Source organism: Nocardia jinanensis (assembly GCF_014645735.1).
Lineage (GTDB): Bacteria > Actinomycetota > Actinomycetes > Mycobacteriales > Mycobacteriaceae > Nocardia > Nocardia jinanensis.
In genome coordinates this window covers 785,190-805,351 of record NZ_BMMH01000001.1, presented here as the reverse complement: position 1 = coordinate 805,351, position 20,162 = coordinate 785,190, and the positions used below count along the sequence as shown (strand labels likewise).

Annotated in this window: 23 protein-coding genes; 16 read left to right on the top strand and 7 right to left on the bottom strand. The window is 67.6% G+C overall.

The features are described from left to right. Positions 1 to 73: 73 nt before the first annotated feature. Positions 74 to 1,273, top strand: coding sequence for an MFS transporter (locus tag IEY68_RS03730; protein ID WP_058854002.1), 1,200 nt, complete (start codon positions 74 to 76; stop codon positions 1,271 to 1,273). 2 nt (positions 1,274 to 1,275) lie between these two features. Here the strand turns inward: IEY68_RS03730 and IEY68_RS03725 are convergent, their stop codons facing one another. Then, complete coding sequence (locus IEY68_RS03725) at positions 1,276 to 1,671, bottom strand: VOC family protein (protein ID WP_058854003.1); 396 nt, start codon at positions 1,669 to 1,671, stop codon at positions 1,276 to 1,278. 137 nt (positions 1,672 to 1,808) lie between these two features. Here IEY68_RS03725 and IEY68_RS03720 point away from each other — a divergent pair, with 137 nt between their 5' ends. From IEY68_RS03720 to IEY68_RS03695, 6 genes are all read left to right on the top strand, one after another. Continuing rightward, entirely contained in the window at positions 1,809 to 2,909 is a 1,101-nt protein-coding gene (locus IEY68_RS03720; RefSeq protein ID WP_058854014.1) for an alcohol dehydrogenase catalytic domain-containing protein, read from the top strand. Positions 2,910 to 3,390: 481 nt separating this feature from the next. After that, positions 3,391 to 4,143, top strand: a complete 753-nt coding sequence (gene dapB, locus IEY68_RS03715; protein ID WP_058854004.1) for a 4-hydroxy-tetrahydrodipicolinate reductase — start codon at positions 3,391 to 3,393, stop codon at positions 4,141 to 4,143. Next, positions 4,140 to 4,649: an NfeD family protein gene (locus IEY68_RS03710; protein ID WP_058854005.1), complete on the top strand. Its 510-nt coding sequence runs from the start codon at positions 4,140 to 4,142 to the stop codon at positions 4,647 to 4,649. The genes dapB and IEY68_RS03710 overlap by 4 nt, the downstream gene beginning before the upstream one ends. 118 nt (positions 4,650 to 4,767) lie before the next feature. Continuing rightward, positions 4,768 to 5,220 (top strand): flavodoxin family protein, encoded by a 453-nt coding sequence (locus tag IEY68_RS03705; protein ID WP_058854006.1) that lies wholly within the window; start codon positions 4,768 to 4,770, stop codon positions 5,218 to 5,220. Positions 5,221 to 5,374: 154 nt separating this feature from the next. Continuing rightward, positions 5,375 to 6,634, top strand: coding sequence for a carotenoid oxygenase family protein (locus tag IEY68_RS03700; RefSeq protein ID WP_058854007.1), 1,260 nt, complete (start codon positions 5,375 to 5,377; stop codon positions 6,632 to 6,634). A gap of 19 nt (positions 6,635 to 6,653) precedes the next feature. Further along, positions 6,654 to 7,544 carry a GntR family transcriptional regulator gene (locus IEY68_RS03695; protein WP_058854008.1) on the top strand — a complete coding sequence of 297 codons (891 nt, stop codon included), beginning with the start codon at positions 6,654 to 6,656 and terminating at the stop codon, positions 7,542 to 7,544. 249 nt (positions 7,545 to 7,793) lie between these two features. Here IEY68_RS03695 and IEY68_RS03690 read toward each other — a convergent pair whose 3' ends face one another. The 3 genes from IEY68_RS03690 to IEY68_RS03680 form a co-directional block, all read right to left on the bottom strand. Then, positions 7,794 to 8,240, bottom strand: coding sequence for a YybH family protein (locus tag IEY68_RS03690; protein WP_189094012.1), 447 nt, complete (start codon positions 8,238 to 8,240; stop codon positions 7,794 to 7,796). Positions 8,241 to 8,459: 219 nt separating this feature from the next. Beyond that, positions 8,460 to 9,071 (bottom strand): STAS domain-containing protein, encoded by a 612-nt coding sequence (locus tag IEY68_RS03685; protein WP_058853002.1) that lies wholly within the window; start codon positions 9,069 to 9,071, stop codon positions 8,460 to 8,462. Between the two features lie 289 nt (positions 9,072 to 9,360). Next, complete coding sequence (locus IEY68_RS03680) at positions 9,361 to 9,720, bottom strand: MerR family transcriptional regulator (protein ID WP_058853001.1); 360 nt, start codon at positions 9,718 to 9,720, stop codon at positions 9,361 to 9,363. A 112-nt stretch (positions 9,721 to 9,832) separates the two neighbouring features. On the opposite strand from IEY68_RS03680, the gene IEY68_RS03675 reads away from it, so the two are divergent. The 6 genes from IEY68_RS03675 to IEY68_RS03650 all read left to right on the top strand — a co-directional run bounded on the left by IEY68_RS03675 (position 9,833) and on the right by IEY68_RS03650 (position 14,755). Continuing rightward, a complete protein-coding gene (locus tag IEY68_RS03675) occupies positions 9,833 to 10,270 on the top strand; it encodes an Hsp20/alpha crystallin family protein (RefSeq protein ID WP_082681072.1) in 438 nt (145 codons plus the stop codon). Positions 10,271 to 10,875: 605 nt separating this feature from the next. Then, positions 10,876 to 11,085 carry a hypothetical protein gene (locus tag IEY68_RS03670; RefSeq protein WP_058853000.1) on the top strand — a complete coding sequence of 70 codons (210 nt, stop codon included), beginning with the start codon at positions 10,876 to 10,878 and terminating at the stop codon, positions 11,083 to 11,085. Positions 11,086 to 11,182: 97 nt separating this feature from the next. Then, positions 11,183 to 11,329, top strand: coding sequence for an LLM class flavin-dependent oxidoreductase (locus tag IEY68_RS03665; RefSeq protein ID WP_082681074.1), 147 nt, complete (start codon positions 11,183 to 11,185; stop codon positions 11,327 to 11,329). 411 nt (positions 11,330 to 11,740) lie between these two features. Next, positions 11,741 to 12,451, top strand: a complete 711-nt coding sequence (locus tag IEY68_RS03660; protein ID WP_058852999.1) for a response regulator transcription factor — start codon at positions 11,741 to 11,743, stop codon at positions 12,449 to 12,451. Further along, positions 12,451 to 13,743 carry a sensor histidine kinase gene (locus IEY68_RS03655; RefSeq protein ID WP_058853004.1) on the top strand — a complete coding sequence of 431 codons (1,293 nt, stop codon included), beginning with the start codon at positions 12,451 to 12,453 and terminating at the stop codon, positions 13,741 to 13,743. Before IEY68_RS03660 ends, IEY68_RS03655 begins: the two co-directional genes overlap by 1 nt. Then, positions 13,736 to 14,755 (top strand): DUF8320 family protein, encoded by a 1,020-nt coding sequence (locus IEY68_RS03650; protein ID WP_058852998.1) that lies wholly within the window; start codon positions 13,736 to 13,738, stop codon positions 14,753 to 14,755. Before IEY68_RS03655 ends, IEY68_RS03650 begins: the two co-directional genes overlap by 8 nt. A gap of 24 nt (positions 14,756 to 14,779) precedes the next feature. Here IEY68_RS03650 and IEY68_RS03645 read toward each other — a convergent pair whose 3' ends face one another. After that, on the bottom strand, positions 14,780 to 15,232 hold the full coding sequence (locus tag IEY68_RS03645) for a hypothetical protein (RefSeq protein ID WP_058852997.1): 453 nt from the start codon (positions 15,230 to 15,232) through the stop codon (positions 14,780 to 14,782). Between the two features lie 149 nt (positions 15,233 to 15,381). Between IEY68_RS03645 and dapA the strand changes: the two genes are divergently transcribed. Beyond that, complete coding sequence (gene dapA / locus IEY68_RS03640; RefSeq protein ID WP_058852996.1) at positions 15,382 to 16,290, top strand: 4-hydroxy-tetrahydrodipicolinate synthase; 909 nt, start codon at positions 15,382 to 15,384, stop codon at positions 16,288 to 16,290. Continuing rightward, positions 16,287 to 18,260 (top strand): ribonuclease J, encoded by a 1,974-nt coding sequence (locus IEY68_RS03635; RefSeq protein WP_058852995.1) that lies wholly within the window; start codon positions 16,287 to 16,289, stop codon positions 18,258 to 18,260. The genes dapA and IEY68_RS03635 overlap by 4 nt, the downstream gene beginning before the upstream one ends. A gap of 75 nt (positions 18,261 to 18,335) precedes the next feature. Here IEY68_RS03635 and IEY68_RS03630 read toward each other — a convergent pair whose 3' ends face one another. Both IEY68_RS03630 and IEY68_RS03625 read right to left on the bottom strand, forming a co-directional pair. Then, positions 18,336 to 18,896, bottom strand: a complete 561-nt coding sequence (locus IEY68_RS03630; protein WP_229718578.1) for a WKL family lipoprotein — start codon at positions 18,894 to 18,896, stop codon at positions 18,336 to 18,338. A gap of 67 nt (positions 18,897 to 18,963) precedes the next feature. Beyond that, entirely contained in the window at positions 18,964 to 19,359 is a 396-nt protein-coding gene (locus tag IEY68_RS03625) for a DUF4189 domain-containing protein (RefSeq protein WP_058852993.1), read from the bottom strand. A gap of 124 nt (positions 19,360 to 19,483) precedes the next feature. Between IEY68_RS03625 and IEY68_RS03620 the strand changes: the two genes are divergently transcribed. Further along, positions 19,484 to 20,107 carry a TIGR03085 family metal-binding protein gene (locus IEY68_RS03620; RefSeq protein WP_189094011.1) on the top strand — a complete coding sequence of 208 codons (624 nt, stop codon included), beginning with the start codon at positions 19,484 to 19,486 and terminating at the stop codon, positions 20,105 to 20,107. Positions 20,108 to 20,162 lie beyond the last annotated feature (55 nt).

Genomic DNA, 20,162 nt, shown 5'->3' with positions numbered 1-20,162 from the left:
TTGATGATCATCGAACCTCGGATAGGCTCGATGAAGTTCGATCAACGTCAAACTTACCTGTTTCGGGGTTCTCATGGCAGCGACAGCGGCGGTACTCACCGACGACGCAACGATCCAACCCTGGGCCTACGGGCTGGTCCTGAGCGCTACGGGGGTGGCGCTCGGCGTCTCCGGTGTGCCCGCGCCGCTCTACGGTCTCTACGAACAGCAGTGGCATCTCTCGCCGCTGACCACCACCCTCGTCTTCGCGGTCTACGCGATCGCCGCCCTCGGCGCCGTCCTCGTCTCGGGACGGATCTCCGATGTGATCGGTCGCAAACCCGTCCTGCTCGGCGCGTTCGCGGTGATGATCGCCGGCCTCGTGGTGTTCGTACTCGCCGATACCGTCCCCATGCTGCTCGCCGCCCGCGCCCTGCACGGGATGGCCGTCGGTGCGACCGTGGTCGCGGGCGCGGCGGCACTGCTCGACCTGCGGCCGCATCGTGGCGCGCGCTCGGGCCAGCTCACCGGTGTCGCGTTCAACGTGGGGATGGCCGTGGCCATCATGGGCTCGGCACTGCTCGCCCAGTACGCACCCCACCCGTTGCGCACACCGTACGTGGTGATCAGCGTGATCTGCCTGCTCGTCACCGCGGGTGTGCTGGCGCTACGCGAACCACACGCCACGCGGGTCGCCGGCCGCATCCGGATCGCCCGTCCCGCCGTACCCCGGGAGATCCGCGCCGACTTCTGGTTCGCGGCGATGGGTGTCATGGCCGCCTGGTCGGTGCTCGGCGTACTGCTGTCGCTGTATCCGTCGCTGGCCGCGCAGCAGACCGGCATCCACAACCTCGTCTTCGGCGGTGTCGTGGTGGCGGCGACGGCCACCGCGGCCGCTGTCGTGCAGCTGTTCGCCACCGCGATCCCGGCCCGGCGCGCGGCCGTCGCCGGTGATATCGGTATGGCGGTGGCCCTGATCCTGACCGTGCCCGCACTCGCTACGCACAACTGGGTAGTGGTGCTGGCCGCCGGTGTCCTGCTGGGTTCCACCTTCGGCCTCGGCTTCGGCGGATCGCTGCGCCACCTCTCCCACGTGGTGCCGGAACACCGGCGCGGCGAGACCATGTCGGCCTACTACCTGCTGGCCTACACCTCGATGGCGCTGCCGACCATCCTCGCCGGCTGGGCCGCGACCACCTGGGGCCTGCGCACGGTGTTCCCCTGGTTCGTCGGCATCGTCGCCGTGGCCTGCCTGGGCGCCGCGACGCTGGGATTGCGCCGCGGCGACCGCTAGGGCTACGCCGGCCATCCCCCGTAGGGGACCGTGATCAACTCCAGGTAATGACCATTGGGATCCAGGAAGTACACGCCACGCCCACCGTCGTTCCGGTTGATCTCGCCCGCGGCCCGCTGATGCGGATCGGCCCAGTGCTCGAGACCGTAGCGCTGGATCTTGGCGTAGGCGGCGTCGAATTCCTGCTCCGAGATCAGGAACGCGTAGTGCTGACCCTGGATCTCGGTGATGTGATCGGGGACGTTCGCGAAATCGAACGTGACCCCGTTGCCGGTCACCAGTGGAATGAACGGACCCCACTCGGCACCTGGTCGTACGCCCAGGATATCGGCCCAGAATTCGGCCGATTCCCGGTTGTCACGACATCCGACAATGGTGTGGTTGAACTGAACGGACAAAGGAATATCTCCTCGAGTCGTGATGATCCCGACCCCGGGCTCGGTACAAGGCGGCCAACGGGAGCACCATCACGGCATACCAGGATAGTCCGAACCGGATCATGATCAAATCCTCGGCGCGGCCTACCGTGGTGAGCATGAGAATTCGTGGGGCAGTCCTGGAACGGATCGGCGCACCGGCGCCGTACGCCGACTCGGCGCCGATCACCATCGGTGAACTCGATCTCGCCGACCCCGGCCCCGGCGAACTCCTGGTGCGCATCGAAGCCGCCGGGCTCTGCCATTCCGACCTGTCGGTGATCGACGGCAACCGGGTGCGGCCGGTACCGATGCTGCTCGGTCACGAAGCTTCCGGCCGGGTCGTCCAGGCGGGTCCGGGCGCCGGCCTCCCCGTCGGGCAGCGGGTCGCGATGACCTTCCTGCCCCGCTGTGGCGAATGCGCCGGATGCGCCTCCGGCGGCCGGACTCCGTGCATTCCCGGCAGCGCGTCGAACAATGCGGGCGAACTGCTCCGCGGCGGCCGGCGCCTGCACCGCGACGGCGCCGAAGTGCACCACCATCTCGGAGTCTCCGGATTCGCCACCCATGCGGTGGTGGACCAACGCTCGGTGGTCCCGGTGGACGACGACGTACCACCGGAGGTCGCCGCGGTCCTCGGCTGCGCGGTACTGACCGGCGGCGGAGCGCTGCTGAACTCGGCGAAACCTTCCGTCACCGACCGAGTCATGGTGGTCGGGCTCGGCGGTGTGGGTATGGCGGCCGTCCTGGTCGCGGTATCGCTGGGCGTGCGGGAGGTCATCGCCGTCGATACGGTCCCGGACAAGCTGGCCCTGGCCCGTGAACTCGGTGCCGGCAGCGCGTTCACCCCCGCTGAGATCGCGGACCAGGGCGTTCAGGCGGAAGTGGTCGTCGAGGCGGTCGGTTCCGCGCGCGCGTTCGAAAGCGCGGTCGCGGCCACCGCACCCGGCGGTGTCACGGTGACGGTGGGCCTGCCCGCCCCCGATGCCCGTGCGAGCATCTCACCGCTGGGTCTGGTGGCCCAGGGGCGCTCGATCATCGGCAGCTACCTCGGCTCGGCGGTCCCCTCGCGCGATATTCCGGAGTACGTCCGGATGTGGCGGGAAGGTCGGCTGCCGGTCGAGAAACTGATCTCCGCGCGGATCGGATTGGCGGATATCAACGCGGCCATGGACGAACTCGCGGCCGGGCACGCACTACGCCAGGTGATCATCTTCTGAATTTTCGGCGTCGCCTTCGGCGCCGCGGGGCGGGGCCCTATCAACCCCGGTTCTTCACTCCTTCGCTCGGTCGCTGCGCTCCTTCGCTTCGTCGCTCCAGAACCGGGGCGGGCCTCGCCGTTGAGGTGGACGCTTCGGAGTGGACGGAAGGTTCGTGTATGTGCAGCTTCAGCCTGGGGGCTTACGACTCTGTGAGTGCTCGATGCTCGCCGATCTATGGGTGGCCGACTGCATGCGCTCGGTCGCTGTGCTCCTTCGCTTCGTCGCTGCAGAACAGGGGCGGGCCCCGCTTACGGAGGTGGACCATCCGGAGTAGACGAAAGGGTGGGTGAGGGCGTGCGCCTTGATCACCTGGGTAGGCTCACGGCACTGGAGGTGCTCAATGGTCGCCAACCTGTGGACGGTCGGCTGCACGCGCAGGTGGCGTGAACAGACACAGTAGGCTCGATTCGCAGTCCGACTACAGGTAGGGAGTGGCGAGGTGACGGAACCGATTCGGGTTGGCGTTCTGGGAGCGCGGGGCAAGGTCGGGCAGGCCATCTGCGCGGCCGTCGAGGCGGCCGCCGACCTCGATCTCGCCGCCGCGGTCGACAAGGACGATCCGCTGAGCCGGTTCGTCGATTCGGGCACCCAGGTGGTCGTCGACTTCACTCACCCGGATGTGGTGATGGGCAACCTCGAGTTCCTGGTGGAGAACGGGATCCACGCGGTCGTCGGTACCACCGGCTTCGATAACGCCCGGCTCGATCAGGTGCGCGGCTGGCTGGCCGGAAAGCCTGAGGTGGGGGTGCTGATCGCGCCGAACTTCGCGATCGGGGCGGTCCTGTCCATGCGCTTCGCCGAACAGGCCGCACGGTTCTTCGAATCGGTCGAGGTGATCGAACTCCATCATCCGAACAAGGCCGACGCACCCTCCGGCACTGCCTACCGAACGGCAGGAATCATCGCCGAAGCCCGCAAACAGGCCGGAGCTGCCCCCGTGCCCGATGCCACCAGCACCGAACTCGACGGCGCCCGCGGCGCCGAGGTCGACGGGGTCCGGGTGCATTCGGTGCGGCTGGCGGGGCTCGTCGCTCATCAGGAGGTCTTGTTCGGGACCCAGGGGGAGACGCTCACCATCCGCCACGATTCGATCGATCGCTCCTCGTTCGCCCCCGGCGTTCTGCTGGGAATCCGGCAGATCGGACAACGCCCGGGGCTCACTGTCGGGCTCGACCCCTTCCTGGACCTGTGAACGAAAACGCAGGTGATCCGGGCGAATCCCAGCCGGACCGCGCTGTTCTCAAAATCCTGGTGCTGCTCGCGGCACTGGTCTTCGCGCTGGGCTTCTACTTTCTGTGGCTCGGCCGGATCGCAGTGGAACTGATCATCTCCGGTGGAGGCGCCGCTATCGCACTCGGTATCGGGGTGCTGATCCTGCCGCTGCTGGGAGTGTGGATGGTCGGCTCCACCATCCGGTCCGCACTGGACCATCAGCGGCTGGCCCGCAGGATCCGTGACGAGGGACTGGAATTGGATACCTCGGATCTGCCGCGCCGGCCGTCGGGCCGCATCGAGCGCGCGGCCGCCGACGACCTGTTCCTCTCGATCAAGAAGGAATGGGAGGCCGACCCCGACAACTGGCGGATCTCCTACCGATTGGCCCGCGCCTACGATCACGCCGGTGACCGCTCCCGGGCGCGGGACACCATGCGCCGCGCAGTGGAATTGGAGAAGCGCGAACGCGAGAGCGGAGCCTGACCCCTCGCCCGGGTCGCGCCGGAGGTGCCGAACAAACGGCTTCGCGCGATCCGCGGCTATGCCGCCGCGCGGTGCTGGAAAGCTTCTGTGGTGCGGCACAGTCGTTAGGCTCGGCGATGTGCCCCGGTTGCTGATCGTCCACCACACCCCGTCGCCACATATGCAGGCGATGTTCGAAGCCGTCCTGGCCGGGGCGACCGATCCGGAGATCGAAGGTGTAGAGGTGGTGCGGCGGGCGGCGCTGGCACTCACTCCGGACGAGATGCTGGCCGCCGACGGCTATCTGCTGGGCACCCCGGCCAATCTGGGCTACATGTCCGGCGCGTTGAAGCACGCGTTCGACACCTGCTACTACCCGTGCCTGGACAGCACTCGTGGCCGGCCGTACGGCTTGTACGTACACGGGAACGAGGGCACCGAGGGCGCGGAGCGGAGTGTGGAATCGGTGACCACCGGCCTCGGCTGGGTCAAGGCAGCGAGTTCGGTTGTGGTGATGGGCAAACCGGAGAAGGACGATCTCGAGCGGTGCTGGGAACTGGGTGCCACGGTGGCCGCACAGTTGATGGGCTGAGGGCCTGGCGGATTCCTCGGCCGGGTGTGCGGTCGGTGGTGGCGATGATCTCGCAGATGTGGAGGCGGGTCGGGCGGCGGCCTGCACTAGTACACAGCGCGGTGATCGTGTCGTGCGAGAACGCCTTTCGGGCGGGGGTTCCTACGGTGTTCTCATGAGGTATCTGGAAGGTCATTTCGCGCCCGTAGAGGTGGAGGTCACGGCCTACGACTTGCCGGTGACCGGGCGTATCCCGGCCGAACTCGGTGGCCGATATGTGCGCAACGGTCCTAACCCGGTGGGCGTGGAGGACCCCGGCACCCACGTGTGGGGGATGGGTCAGGGCATGGTGCACGGGGTGCGGCTGCGCGATGGGCGGGCCGAGTGGTATCGCAACCGTTTCGTGCGTGTCCCGGGATATGCGCCCATGGTGCATGTGATCGAACATGCGGGGCAGATCTTCGCCATGGCGGAAGGCGGACTACCGCCGGCCCTGCTGGACGACGAGCTGAACACCGTGGGCTTCTGCCGATTGGGCGCGACGGCGGAGGGGTTCACCGCGGGTGCGCATTCCAAACACGACCCACGCACCGGGGAGTTGCATTCCCTGTCTTATATGGCCGGTCGTGATTTCGTGCAGTACATCGTGACCGATACCGCGGGGGCGGTGGTTCGTGCGGTGCCGATCGCGATGACGCGGACCCCGTTTCTGCACGACTTCGCGCTCACCGGCGACCACGTAGTGCTCTGGGATACCCCGCTGGGTTTCGATGGATTCGACTGCCGATGGCTGCCGGGGCACCCCACACGTGTGGGCGTGATGCCGCGGACGGGTGGTGAGGTCCGCTGGCACGATATCGACCCTGTGCATGTCAGTCATACGCTCAACGCCTACGACGACGGTGATTCGGTCGTCGTGGACCTGGTCACCGCGCGAGGCCCGTTCGATCCCGCCGACCCCGGCGCGATCCGGCCGGTGCTGGATCGTTGGACCATCACCACCGACGAGGCCCAGCAGCAACGCATCGATGACCGGCCGCAGGATTTTCCCCGCATCAACGACGCCTACGCCGGGCACCCCCACCGCTACGGCTACTCCGCCGCGACGGCCCTGTACGGGATACCGTTCGCCCCGGAGGGCGCGGCCCCGGACGCGGCCTTCTCCAACGCGCTGGTGAAACATGATTTCCAGCGGTGCACCGCGGAGGTGCACGCATTCGGGGCAGAAGAAACCGTGGGCGAGGCGGTGTTCGTGGCCACCGGGTCCGGCGAAGACGAGGGATATCTACTCACCTACGTACACGATCCGCACCGCAACGCCGCCGATCTGGTCGTGCTGGCCGCTCGGGACTTCACCGGTGAACCCATCGCGCGTATCCACCTGCCCGCCCGCGTACCGCTGGGCCTGCACGGCAACTGGCTGCCCGACCACTGACTCGTGCCAGCATGATGGTGTGACCGATGCCCGACCGCCCTACCTCCGAATCGTCGCCGAGATCGAGCGGCGCATCGCCGCGGGATTGCTGCGGCCGGGCGATCCGGTTCCCACCACCAGGGCCATCGCGCGCGAATGGGGCGTCGCCATCGCCACTGCCACCAAAGCCCTGGCCGCGCTCAAACACTCGGGCACCATCGAATCGACCTCGCGCGTCGGCGCCGTGGTCGCTGCGCGTCGGCTGCCCTCGCGAACCATCGCAGGGCTCGAACGCGAGCGCGTCGTGCGCGCCGCGATGCGGATCGCCGACAGCGGCGGTCTGACAGCACTGTCCCTGCGGGCAGTGGCCGCCGAACTCGGCGTCGCGACGATCACGCTGCGCCGCTACCTCGACGCCGACGCCGAACTCACTCAGCTACTCGCGGACGCCGCGTTCGCCGAGATCGACTACCCCGAATCGCCCCCGGGGTGGCGCTCACATCTGCGCGTGGCCGCGCGACTGCAATGGGCTGTCTACCAGCGCCATCCATGGGTGCCACCGCTGGTGTCCATCACCCGCCCGGCCACCCTGCCGGCCATGATCGCCTACGGACTGTGGACTCTGCGCGCCTTCGACGACCTGGAACTGGATTCCTCCACCCGGCTCCACATCTACGCCACCTTGGTCAATTACGTGCGGGGCACAGCAATGAACATCGAAAGCGAAGCCCGCGCCGAACTGGACTCCGGAATGACGAGCAAACAGTGGGGCGCTGCCCGGCTCGCCGTCGACCGACCACTGATCACCCAGCTCACAGAACCGGATACCCAGGTGGACCTGGAATCACTGTTCGCGTTCGGACTGGAACGACTACTCGACGGCCTGACCATCGTGATGACACCGCCGACGACTCGGCGACCGCGGACGTGACCGCAACCCGGGACCAACCGCGAACCGCTCACCGCGGTACCGAACGAATCGGCCACAGGCAGTGGCATGCTTTCAGGGCTGCGGGCTGCGGGCTGCGGGCTGCGGGCTGCGGGCTGCGGGCTGCGGGCTGCGGGCTGCGGGCTGCGGGCTGCGGGCTGCGGGCTGCGGGCTGCGGGCTGCGGGCTGCGGCGCCGGGCGCGGCGGCCCAGGAGTTCACGCTCGACCTGACAGCGGGCGTCGGACAGTGGGTCAGGCTTCGACCGATCCGGCGATGTTGGTGTTGTGCACCGAACAGGCCCACCATTTCTTGTTGCGCTCGAGCAGGACCCAGGTGCCTCGGTTGGCGACGGAGAATTCTGCGGTGTGCAGTGTTTGCTCGACGGTGACGACTGCGTGTTCGGGTGTCAGGAGACGTAGGGAAAGCAGCTCGAAGTGGGCTCGCGCGTCCGGGCCGTCGCCCAGGCGTTTGCGGTGGTAGCCGTGTAGTTCGTCCCAGCCGCGGAAGATCGCGCCCGCCGGCGTGACGAAGACGACGTCTTCGGTGAATGGCTGGTCGAAGGCTGCTGCGTCTTTGGCCTCCAATGCGGATTCCAGTGTCCGGAACAGGGCTTCGATCTCAACAGTCGTGGCTGTGTCGGCGTCGGAGATCCCGGCCGTGGGGCGGGCGCTGGACGGGGCGTGCTCGCGAGAACTCACTCGCCGCACGCTACGCCGCCGCATTCCCACCGCTAGCGTTCGGGCAACCCCGCGATCGACTGCGTGGGTTGCCCTCCCCTGACGAATACCTGAGCCGGAGGAATGAGGCCTTCTGTCCATCTTGCTCTGGGAACTTGTCGCGATCGGTCTCGGTGGTCGGTAACTCTGTGGCGTGTGGCCGTGGATTGTTTCGTCGAGTGGCCCGGAGGGTGGGACGGGCTACCGGTGGCCCGGCAACGGTGCGGCGGTCACAGTGGGTGGGAGGCCACCGTGACCGGGAACGGTTTCACCGGCCAGATAGTGCGCTCGCCTGGTGTGCGGGGTCCCGCGCTGGTCCGGGGTGATCTGTGGCGTGTGATGCGGGCAAGGGCGGTTGGTGGCGTGTGTGGCTCGTCTGTGCAGGTGGATCGCTGTCAGGGCACTGACCACGGTCGAGCGGACGGGGAGGTCCGCGGTGCGGGGGTCGCCGGCGGCGAGGCGGGCGATGTTCAGATCGGTGGTGACCAGGCAGATTTCGGTGCCGTTGCGCCGGTACTGGCGTGCGTCTCGGGCCAGGGCAGCCAAGGTGCGTAGCGATAGGAAGTCGAGCCGGCCGGCGTCGATGATCACGGCGCAGTCCGCGCGGGCTGCCTCCTCGACGGCGTCGCGGACTTTGTCTCGCCACAGTGGCAGGGTGAAGGCGTCGGCCTCGCCGCGCGCCGATACGATGACGGCCTCGCCGCGGCGCCGGGTGCGGAAACTCAGCTGGTCAGCGGGGGTTCTGGAGTTCGCCGACGTGGCCGCGGCGGCGGGGGCGGGGGCAGTCGGTGAAGCGGCAACAGTCTGTTTCATAGGCACTCACATGGGTCACATGGGTCGATATGCAATGACGGCGTTGCTGTAGGGCCGAGGGGGTGGGGACGTGCAGAGATCCGCTGGCCCGTACCGGGCAGGCTAGGCGATCGTGCCCGCACCGCCAACCGGTTGATCGAAACGTTCCCACCAGGCAATTCTGCCGTTATCGGGATACCTCGCGAGGTCACACGGTGATATCGGCTCGGCCGCTCCGGGGCGGCCGACGAGGAAGAACCTCATCGCCTGCATCTTTCGATGGCTGCCCGGGCGCGGCAGACACCGGATGTCAGCGTTGTGATGATCCGTGGTCGCGGAGCCGATCGCGTTCGGTGGTGAGGGCGGCGTTGGCGTCGCGGAGCGTGGTGTTGGCGTCTTCGAGTTCGAGGATGCGCACGATCGCGGTGAGGTGGATACCCTGCCCGGTCAGTTCGGTGATGCGCTGTAGCCGTGCCAGATCGTCGGGGCTGTAGCGGCGGGTGCCGCCCGCGCTGCGCGCCGGGGTGATCAACCCGTATTGCTCATAGAGCCGCAGCGTCTGAACTCCGACACCGGCCAGTTCCGCGGCCACCGATATCGCGTACACGCCCTGCCCGGCCCCGGGCAGGTTACCGCCGTGCTGATCCGCACCCGTCACCCTCTTCACCATCCTCTCGACATTATCTGCAGATACTACTTGCACTCTCCTTCGAGGAGTGCTAGATATTAGTTCTGTCAGTAGACAGAGATTATCTGGTTTCTCTTCGAGAGTTAAGGAGTGACTGGAGGTGGCGACCATGTTGATGCGCACCGATCCCTTCCGTGATCTGGATCGTTTGACCCAGCAAGTTTTCGGCACGCCCGCGCGTCCGGCGGCGATGCCGATGGATGCCTGGCGCGAGGGTGACGACTTCTTCGTCGAACTCGATCTACCCGGCATCGACCCGGACTCCCTGGACTTGGATGTCGAACGCAATGTGGTGACCGTGCGGGCATCGCGCCCGGAATTGGACTCGGGCCGGTCGATGATCGCCGCCGAGCGCACCCGCGGCGTGTTCAGCCGACAGCTGTTCCTGGGTGAGAACCTCGATACCGCCGCGATCCGCGCCGACTACCGTGACGGGGTGCTGCGGCTGGTGATTCCGATCTCGGAAAAGGCCAAGCCCCGCAAAATCGAGGTCGCGCGCCACGACCACGAGCATCAGGCCATCAACGCCTGACCGTCCGGGTCGGCGCCACCACAGGAGCCCGGCCGTGAACGCATCGACCGGTGCCGGCGAAAACCGGCTGGGAAATGGGAGTCCCCGGCTGATCGCGCTGGATCCCGACTTCGAGGAGCTGTTCGCCGAGGTCGACGAGGCGCTGCGCACGGCCCGGGTCCGATGGGTGCGACGGCTGCGCACGACCGGTGCCCGGCCGTCGCGACCCACCGGCTCCAGGTGTGGACCTCCCCGGCCACAGCGGCGGCGGCCGGATCGGTTCCGGGCCCGCGAACGCGGCCCGCCCGAACGCCGCAGAAGCCCCCGACACCCAACAGGCAGGGAAGTGAGGTGATGCCCGTTCCCACACACGCGATACAGGGTCGGCGAGGGGCGCCGAACCCGCAGGCCTGCACTGAGAGCAGCGACGCGCCCCCAGCGGCGCGCGTGCACAGCCACCGAACGTGGCATGCCAGGCCGAACTGTTCCCGGCCCCGCCGACCCTGGCCTTCGGTTCTCCCAATTCCATCCAGCGACGGGTGGGCCCGGTCAGCACGGTTCTTCCGGGCCCACCCGGACTTCCCGGGAAATTGTTCCGCAGACCATAGTTCGAGAGGAACGATGCCATGACCATGCCCGCGACCGGCACCGGCCTCGATCGCCTCGGGCCGCCCGGCCCCCGATCCGCAGCCGCCCGGTGCCGCACCCCGAACCCCGCCGGAAGCGGTGCAGCCGCCGCTGCTGATGTGCACTGGCCCGATCCCAGCCCGCTGCACCATTGGTGGACCGAGGTCATGGACGGCGCACTCCTACCCCGACGCCGCCGCGCCGCCTGAATCCGGCGGGATCCGCGACCACCGGCAAAGCCCCCGCCCCACGCTCTGCACTAGTCAACGAAGCTGAAGATCGAGGCGATGATGCCCAGGTCATTGGCTGCCACGCCGAACCGCTCTGGTCGCGCGGCAAGCAGCCGACGTCGCCCCGCTCTCCGGCGGCCGACTACGACTCGGAGTCGGTATCGGCTGGAGCCCTGTCGAATACGACGCTCTCGGCCAGGACTTCGGCACCCGCGGAACCTGAGAAGAAGAGCAGATCGAGTGGCAGGCGGCACCCACGCCGCCGTAGCGACCATGGGCTTCGGCCTGGACTCCGTCGACGCCCACATCGACTACCTCACCACGGTCGCGGACGCACTGAACATCATCTGAACCAGTGCATCGAGGTGTTCCGGCCGCCGGGCGAGCCACACTCAGGACATCTGAGCAGTGCCCTGCCACTTCAGTCGAGCACTGGGATCACCGCGCTCGATATGCCTACGTCCCGCTCGATGAAGTTGGGCACAGCCTGGTCAGTCGCAGAATACGGCCCACCACCACACACCGGCTCGGGCAGACACGCCGCCCGGCATCGCCCGCATTCCCCCGGAATCTGGGGCTGACCCCGCCGTACGCGGACCGCCATACTGCTGAGCAGGTGGATCGTTCGTGCGTGATGGGAGTTTGTGCGGTGACGAAGAGCGTTGCGGGAGTGAATGGGGTGCCACGCCGGATCGGGCTGGTGGAGGACCACGAGTCGGTAGCGATCGGATTGGCCGCGATGCTCGGCCCGCATCCGGATCTGGCGCTGGTCGCGACGGCGGGCACCGTCGCCGGACTGCTGGAGGATCCGGAATGCCGGCTCGGCGAGCAGTGGTCGTTGGATCTGGCGGTTCTGGATCTGCGGCTCGCCGACGATTCCACGCCCGAGGACAACGTGCGGACACTGCGCGAGAACGGGGTCGAGGTGCTGGTGTTCACCGGTGCGGACAATTCCTATCTGGTGCGTTCGGCCGCGCGGGCCGGTGTGCTCGGTGTGCTCCGTAAATCGGAGGATGTGGCCGCGGTGGTCGCCGCGGTACGGCGGGCAGCCTCTGGGGAGCAGGTGGTGACGACGGATTGGGCGGCCGCCATCGACGGTGATCCGCAACTGTCCAGTGTCGGATTGAGTCCCCGGCAGGAAGAAGTGCTCACCCTGTACGCGGCGGGCGAGAAGGCATCCCGGGTGGCGCGGCTGACGGGACTGTCGGAGCAGACCGTCAACGACTATCTGGGCCGTATACGGCAGAAATACGCCGATGCGGGCCGCCCCGCCCCCACCAAGACCGATCTCTACAAAAGGGCGGTGGAGGACGGTTGGCTGCCGGTCCCGGAACGTCGCCGCTGATGGACGCGTCCGTTGTAGCACCGGCGAGAGCGGCACGGCAGCGGCCCGATAGCGCGAGGTGGTCACGCCGCGCACTGCTGCACCGGGACCGCGACACCGGCCCCGAATCCGCCGCCGATCGGGTGTTGCGCGGTTTCGGCCTGGTGATAGGGCTCGTCGGGACGATCGCCGGCCTGCTCGAACTTCCCGAGATCATCGTGCAGCATCGGGAAGTAGCGCTGTTCTGGACTCTGGTTACCGTATCGACCGCGTTCGGCCTGCTACCGGTGCTCGCGGTGGTGTCGCTGATCGACCGGCCGCAGCTGATCCGGCCGGTCGCGGGAGCCGCCGCGCTCGGCTACCTCACCGCCATGGTTCTCGTACTGGCCTACTTTCCCCAGGTCGAAGCGGCACCGGGGCCGATCTGGGTGTATCGGCTGGTCGCGATCGGGATGCTGGCTGCCGCGCTGGCCTGGCGCCTGCTGTTCGCCGGCGTCTATCTCGTGGTGGCGGCGGCCTTTCCGGGCATCGTCGCCTACCTCATGCTCGACGGGACCTCGTGGATGAACGTACTCGTCAGTTTCGCGCGACAGATCGGTTTGTGCATGCTGCTCCTGTGGTGTGTGGCCTATGCGCGCCGCGCGGGAGTACGAGTCGACCGGGAAACGGTGCGGGCGAGCGAACAGGCCGCAGCGGTCGCGGGTACCGCGGCCCGGGAGCGTGAACGTGCTCGATTCGCCGCTCTCATCCACGACGCGGTGCTGTCCACACTGTTGGACGCCTCCCGCGACTCCGGTACCTCACCGGTTCTGCGCGAACAGGCCCAGCGCACCCTCGACCAACTCGACGAGACCCGGTTCGCCGAGTCCGATATGGACACTCTGGATGCCGATTCGGCGGTCGGATTCCTGCGCGCGGCGGTGCACGAGGTGAATCGCAGCGTCGAATTCACCGCACGACAGGGTGATAACGGAGCAGCGCTGCGAATGCCGGTGGAGGCGGCGGGGACCCTGGCGGCGGCGCTGGCCGAGGCGACCCGTAACAGCCTGCGGCACGCGGCGGTACCCGGCCGTACCGTTCAGCGCACCGTCACCGTCACCATCGGCGCGGGTGGGTTACAGGTGGTCGTACGCGACGACGGCGAGGGTTTCGATCGAGGGGCCGTACCGGCGGACCGGCTCGGCGTCTCGGTGAGCATTCTGGGCCGGATGCGGCAGCTGCCCGGTGGCGCCGCCTTTGTGGAATCGGGTCCGGGGAAGGGAACCACGGTGACGTTGGTGTGGGGTAGCGCCGGCGGTGGCGACGATGTCTGAGCCGGACAGCGATACCGAGTTGCGGGCACTGCTCGGGATGCGCGGCCCGGGCGGCTGGTTCTTCCTGACCGGGCTCGTGATGATCATTACGCTGCATATGATCCCGACGTTCGGCATCGTCCCGGCCGAGCAGGCGGGCACCGCGTTCGCCGCGATGCTGGGCGCCGGTGCCATCGTGCTGCTGGTTGCCGGTGATCCACTACCGTGGCCGGCCACGGTCACGGTGCTACTGGCGGGTCTGACGGCGGTGGTGCTGACCTCTCTGAATTCCTACGAGGGCGCGGTCCGGGAGCCATGGGCGGCCTTTGCCTTCTCGTTCGTACTGGCCGTGCTGCCCCTACGTAGCAGGATCGGTGCGGCGTGGGCGGGCGCGGCCGCGGTGGCGGTGGCGCTCGCCGCCGCCGATATCGCCCTCGATGTCGATTTCGGCTCGCTGTTCGTGCCGATTGTCGCGCTGGCCACATTGGCCGGTGCCTCGGTATGCGCGCTGATTCTGCGCCCGACACAGCGTTCGTTGCGACTGCTGCACGAGGACGCCGCGATGCGGGCGGCGGCCGAGGCGACGATGGCGGCGGAGCATTCCGAGCGCATCCGGCAGCTGGCCCGGCTGGACCGGGTCGCGCGGCCGATGCTCGAACGGATCGCCCGGGGCGCCGACTTGTCCGCCGCCGAACGGGAGAAATGCCGGCTACTGGAGGCCGAATTGCGCGACAGCCTGCGGGCGCCCCAGCTGGTGACCGATCGCCTCAACAGCGCGGCGCGCGGGGCCCGGTCCCGCGGGGCCGAGGTACTACTGCTCGACGACGGCGGTTTCGCCGAGGTTCCCGGCGCGGTGCGGGATCTGGTCGTGCAGTTCGCGATCCGGGCCCTGGACGCCGCCGACGGGGGTGCCGTCACGGTGCGGGTGTTGCCCGCCGGTCGCCGAAATATCGCGACGGTGCTGGTCAGCGGCACGGACGGGGACCGGCGTACCGATATCGGAAGGTCCGGTGAAGTCTCGGTCTTCGAATGAGCTCCCGACGGTATCGTCCGGCGATCAGGACTGGTCGTCGCGCTTCGGTGCGCCGTAGCCGCCGCGCATCTGGTCGCGCAACGCTCCGGAGACGACGCTGGACATCCAGGAGTTCAACGACTGCCCGCTCTGTGCGGCGGCCTCCTCGGCGCGGGCCTTCACCTGCTCGACCAGACGCAGGGTCACCCGGCTGATATCGCCGGTCACCTCCTCGAAACTGGGGTTGTCGCCGGACGGGGCGCGCCGCACCTCGACGCTCGCCTCGGTGCCGTGTAGGGAGACACGCACGGTGCGGTCGCCCAATTCGGCGGTGACGGTATCGGCGAGTTCGGTGAGCGCGGAGAGCAGGGCCAGCCGGGCCGAATTCTCCACCGCGGTGGCCAGCGCCTCCGCTGTGGCCTGCGTTTTCTCGTCGCCCAGGGCCGCGGCGGCCACCAGGTCCTCGCGGATGCGGGCGGTGTATCGGGTCAGATCCATGACACCAGTGTGACGCCATATTTGATGTCGTTCAAGTAAAGAAATGACGGCACTATGGCTGTATCATGCCGTCGGCCGGAGATGTGGGCGGCCGAGAACACAGACGAGGGTGTCGAGGCATATCAGGTGACCGGGTAGCCTTTCTGACCATGACGAACGGTGAATCGACGCCCCCGGTGTTGAGCGCGTCCGGCACAGTAGGTGTCGCGATGGTGACCCCCTTCAGTGCCGAGGGCAAGCTCGACATAGACACCGGCGTCTCCCTGGCACATCGTCTGGTCGATCGGGGCGTCGACCTGCTCGCGATCTCCGGCACCACCGGCGAATCGCCGACAACCACCGAATCGGAGAAGGCGGATCTGCTGCGCGCGGTCGTCGACGCGGTCGGCAACCGGGCCACCGTGATCGCCGGCGCCGGCACCTACGACACCGCGCATTCGATCGAGTTGGCACGCAACGCACAGCGCGCGGGCGCGCACGGCCTGCTGGTGGTGACGCCCTACTATTCGCGGCCGACCCAAGAAGGCCTGTACGCGCATTTCACCGCGGTCGCCGACGCCACCGACCTACCGGTCACCCTGTACGACATTCCGCCGCGATCGGTGGTACCGATCGCTTCCGATACGATTCGCCGGCTCGCCGAACATCCGCGGATCGTCGCAGTCAAGGACGCCAAGGGCGATCTGAACGCGGGTGCCGCGCTCATCGCCGAAACCGATCTGGCCTTCTACTCCGGCGACGATATGTTGAATCTGCCGTGGCTGGCGATGGGCGCGGTGGGCTTCATCAGCGTGATCGGGCATCTGGTCCCGGAGCGGCTGCGCGAGATGGTGGACGCCTTCAGCGCCGGTGATGTGGTGCGCGCCCGCGATATCAACACCAGCCTGCTGTGGCTCAATGCCGCGATGGCCCGGCTCGGTGGTGTCGCGATGACGAAGGGCGGGCTCCGATTGCTCGGTATCGATACGGGTGAACCGCGGCTGCCGCAGATCATGCCCAGCCCGGAACAACTCGAAGATCTGGCGGCGGATCTGCGGGCGGCCGGGGTGCTCGAATGAGTGAACCCACCGCTCGCCGTCCTCGCCGTACCGCGCGGCGCGACGCGGGTGCGCCCGCGCCCGTGCCGGAGCCGCAACCCGAGCCCACGCCCGCCGCTCCGGTCGCCGAACCCGCCGGATCCACTGTCGAAAGGGAAACCGAGACCGTGGCAACCGAACCCGAGTCCGCCGCCGCAGCCGCCCCGGAGGCCCGTAGCCAGCGGTCACGTCGCGGCGGCCGGAGCAAGCAGCCGGGTCGCGGTCGTAACGAGCCGGCCCGTTCCGCGCCCGCCGTCACCCCGGAGGCCGCCGCGCAGGACCGGCTCTCGCTGCCCCCGAAACTGCCGAAGCAGGGCCTGCGGGTCTTCGCGCTCGGCGGGATCGGTGAGATCGGTCGCAATATGACCGTTTTCGAATACGGCGGCAAACTGCTGATCGTCGACTGCGGTGTGCTGTTTCCCGAGGACCAGCAGCCCGGCGTGGACCTGATCCTGCCCGATTTCCGGCCGATCGAGGACCGTATCGACGATGTGGTGGCCGTGGTGCTGACACACGGGCACGAGGACCATATCGGCGCCGTACCGTTCCTGCTGCGATTGCGCCCCGATATCCCGGTGATCGGTTCGAAGTTCACCCTCGCTCTGGTCGCCGCGAAATGCCGGGAACACCGGTTGCATCCGAAGCTGCTGGAGGTCACCGAGGGACAGCGCACCGAGCACGGCCCGTTCGAATGCGAGTACTTCGCGGTCAACCACTCCATCCCCGACGCCCTCGCGGTGGCCATCCGCACGCCGGCGGGAACCGTGCTGCATACCGGCGATATCAAACTCGATCAGTTGCCGCTCGACGGCCGGCTCACCGACCTGGCCGGTTTCTCCCGGCTCGGCGACGAGGGCGTGGATCTGTTCCTGGTCGACTCCACCAATGCCGAGGTCCCCGGTTTCGTCACTCCGGAACGGGAGATCGGCGGTGTCCTGGACACCGTGATCGGCAAGGCGCGCAACCGGGTGATCGTGGCATCCTTCGCCAGCCATGTGCACCGGATCCAGCAGGTGGTGGATGTGGCGCAGAAGTTCGGGCGCCGGGTGTGCTTCGTCGGCCGGTCCATGGTGCGCAATATGCAGATCGCCCAGGACCTGGGCTACCTCACGGTGCCCGACGGGCTCGTGGTCGATCTCGATCAGGCCGCCACCCTGCCCGGTAACAAACTGGTTCTCATCTCCACCGGATCCCAGGGTGAACCGCTGTCGGCGCTGTCCCGGATGGCTCGCGGCGAGCACCGGCAGATCCACATCCGTGCCGACGATCTGGTCGTGCTGGCCTCCTCGCTCATCCCGGGCAACGAGAACTCGGTGTTCGCGGTCGTCAACGGGCTGGCGCGGCTCGGCGCCACGGTGATCACCCAACAGAACGCGAAGGTGCACGTCTCCGGGCACGCATCGGCCGGGGAACTGCTGTACCTGTACAACGCGGTCCGGCCGACCAATGCCATGCCGGTACACGGCGAATGGCGCCATCTGCGCGCCAATGCCGCACTCGCGGTCGCCACGGGAGTGCCCGAGGAGCGGGTGGTGCTGGCCGAGGACGGTGTGGTGGTGGATCTGGTCGACGGGATCGCCTCCATCGTCGGCCGGGTCCCGGTCGGGCACGTCTACGTGGACGGACTGTCGGTCGGCGATGTCGGCGAATCCACGCTGTCGGACCGGCTCGTGCTCGGCGAGGGCGGTTTCATCGCCATCACGGTGGCCGTGGACGAGACGACCGGTAAGGCGGTCAGCCCGCCGGAGGTGAGTGGTCGCGGATTCTCCGACGATCCCACCGCACTGGCCGGAGCGGCCGAACTGGTGGAGGCCGAACTGCTGCGTCTGGCAGGGGAAGGCGTCACCGATACGCACCGCATCGCGCAGGCCGTACGGCGGATCGTGGGCCGCTGGGTGGCCGATACCTACCGGCGGCGCCCGATGATCGTGCCGACGGTGCTCGGAGTCTGACTCCCGGAACAGACGAAACCGCCGGAGGGTTCAGCCCTCCGGCGGTTTCTCGTTATCGGTACAGCTACTCGCGGATCAGGAATCTTCCTGGCAGGCCGCCGAATCCAGCTGCGCGGATTTGACGATATTGCACGCGAACCCGTGCGCGATCTTCCACTGATCGCCCTCGGCCACGAAATCGACGGTCGCGTTCTCCACCGGGCTACCACCGATGGTGACATCGGCATCGGCGGTCACCTTGCCGTCGGCCGGTTCGCCGACATTGGTGATCTTTACCGTTACTTCGTTCTTCTTGGCTGCCTCGACCAGCTTGTCGACCAGCTGCGGATCCTGTTCGGCGTCTTCGATCCAGACCAGCTTCTCGTCCTCGCCGACCGAACCGTCGAGCGCCCGGTTGATCTTGTCGTTGAGTTCTTCGGCCGTGGGCTTCGGCAGGTTCGGCGCGGGTGTGGTGGTCGGCGCCTTGCCCTCCTCACGGCCGTCCTGGGTTTTACCCGATTCGAACTCGGCGGCGGCCTCGGTGCTGGTGGCGGCGGCATCGGCCGAGGAGTCCTCGGTGGACGAGCACGCGGTGAAGGTGAGGGCGGCGACGGCCATCGTTGCGGCGGCCACGACCCGGATCGGTCGAATTTTCACAGTTCTGATTCCCCTACGGAGTAGTCGGCGAGTTCGGCGCCGGCCGGAAATGATGGACGGTACGAACTCACAGGTCGTAGCCGGAAGTGCAGTTCCAGTGCTCGATGTAGGCGTTGCCCGGGTTGTTGGCCAGCGCCTCGGAGCGGGCCGCGGCCCGGTTCGAACCGGAGCCATAGCTCAGCCAGTTGTCCGAAACCGCCAGTGCACCACAGCCGTTGCGCCAGGAGATCTTGGCGACACAGTCGGCGGCGCCGCATTTGCTCTCGGCGGCCTGCTCGGCTTCGGAGTAGCTGTCGTAGTCGTAGGACCAGCCGTAGTTGCCGGTGGACAGCGATACCGCGATGGCGCCGTAGTAGCTGCTGTACTGAGCATGCGCCGGCGTCACCGAAGCGACGAACATAGAACCGATGGTCGCCACCAGAACGGCGGCAACGGTGAGAAACTTCTTCAAAGGTGTTCCCATCTGTGCGTTTCGGACCACGACCCTTATGGACCGAATGACAAAGTACAGAGCATCTCTGCCGCGGAGCAACCGGATCGGTAACGCATTCCCTCCCCGATGGCTGGGTCTCGGCTAGATTCATCGTGTGAACATGGCTCAGCGTGAACGCCGTGCATTGGTCGAAACGATGAAGGGCACCGGCCCGGACGCGCCTACCCTATGTGGTGAGTGGACCGTGCGCGACCTCGCCGCGCACCTGGTCGTGCGGGAGCGACGTCCCGATGCCGCGCCGGGGATCATGTTGCGTCCCCTCGCCGGTTATCTGCAGAAGGTGCAGGACAAGGCGGCGGGACGGGAATTCGGCGAACTGCTGGAGAAGGTCCGCACCGGCCCGCCGTGGTGGTCGCCGCTGCGCCCGGTGGACGCGATCGCCAATCTGAGCGAGATGTTCGTCCACCACGAGGATGTCCGGCGGGCGAGTTCGGGCTGGGAACCGCGGGAACTGTCCGCCGAGGATCAGCAGCGGCTGTGGTCGACACTTCGCAAGATGGGGAAGATGGCGTATCGGAAATCGCCGGTACCGGTGGAAATCTCGACACCCGGCGGGGAGGCGGTGCGGCTCGTGGACGGCACCGGTCCCGCGGTGAGCCTGATCGGGGAGCCCTCGGAACTGCTGCTGCACGCCTTCGGGCGTGATCAGGTCCGGATCGAATTCTCCGGCGAACCCGACGCGGTCCGGCAGGTGCTCGAACTCGACCGTTCCATCTGAGCGCCTCCGGACGAGAGCAAGGGCGCGGGCGGGACCGCCCGGCGCTTGCCGCGTC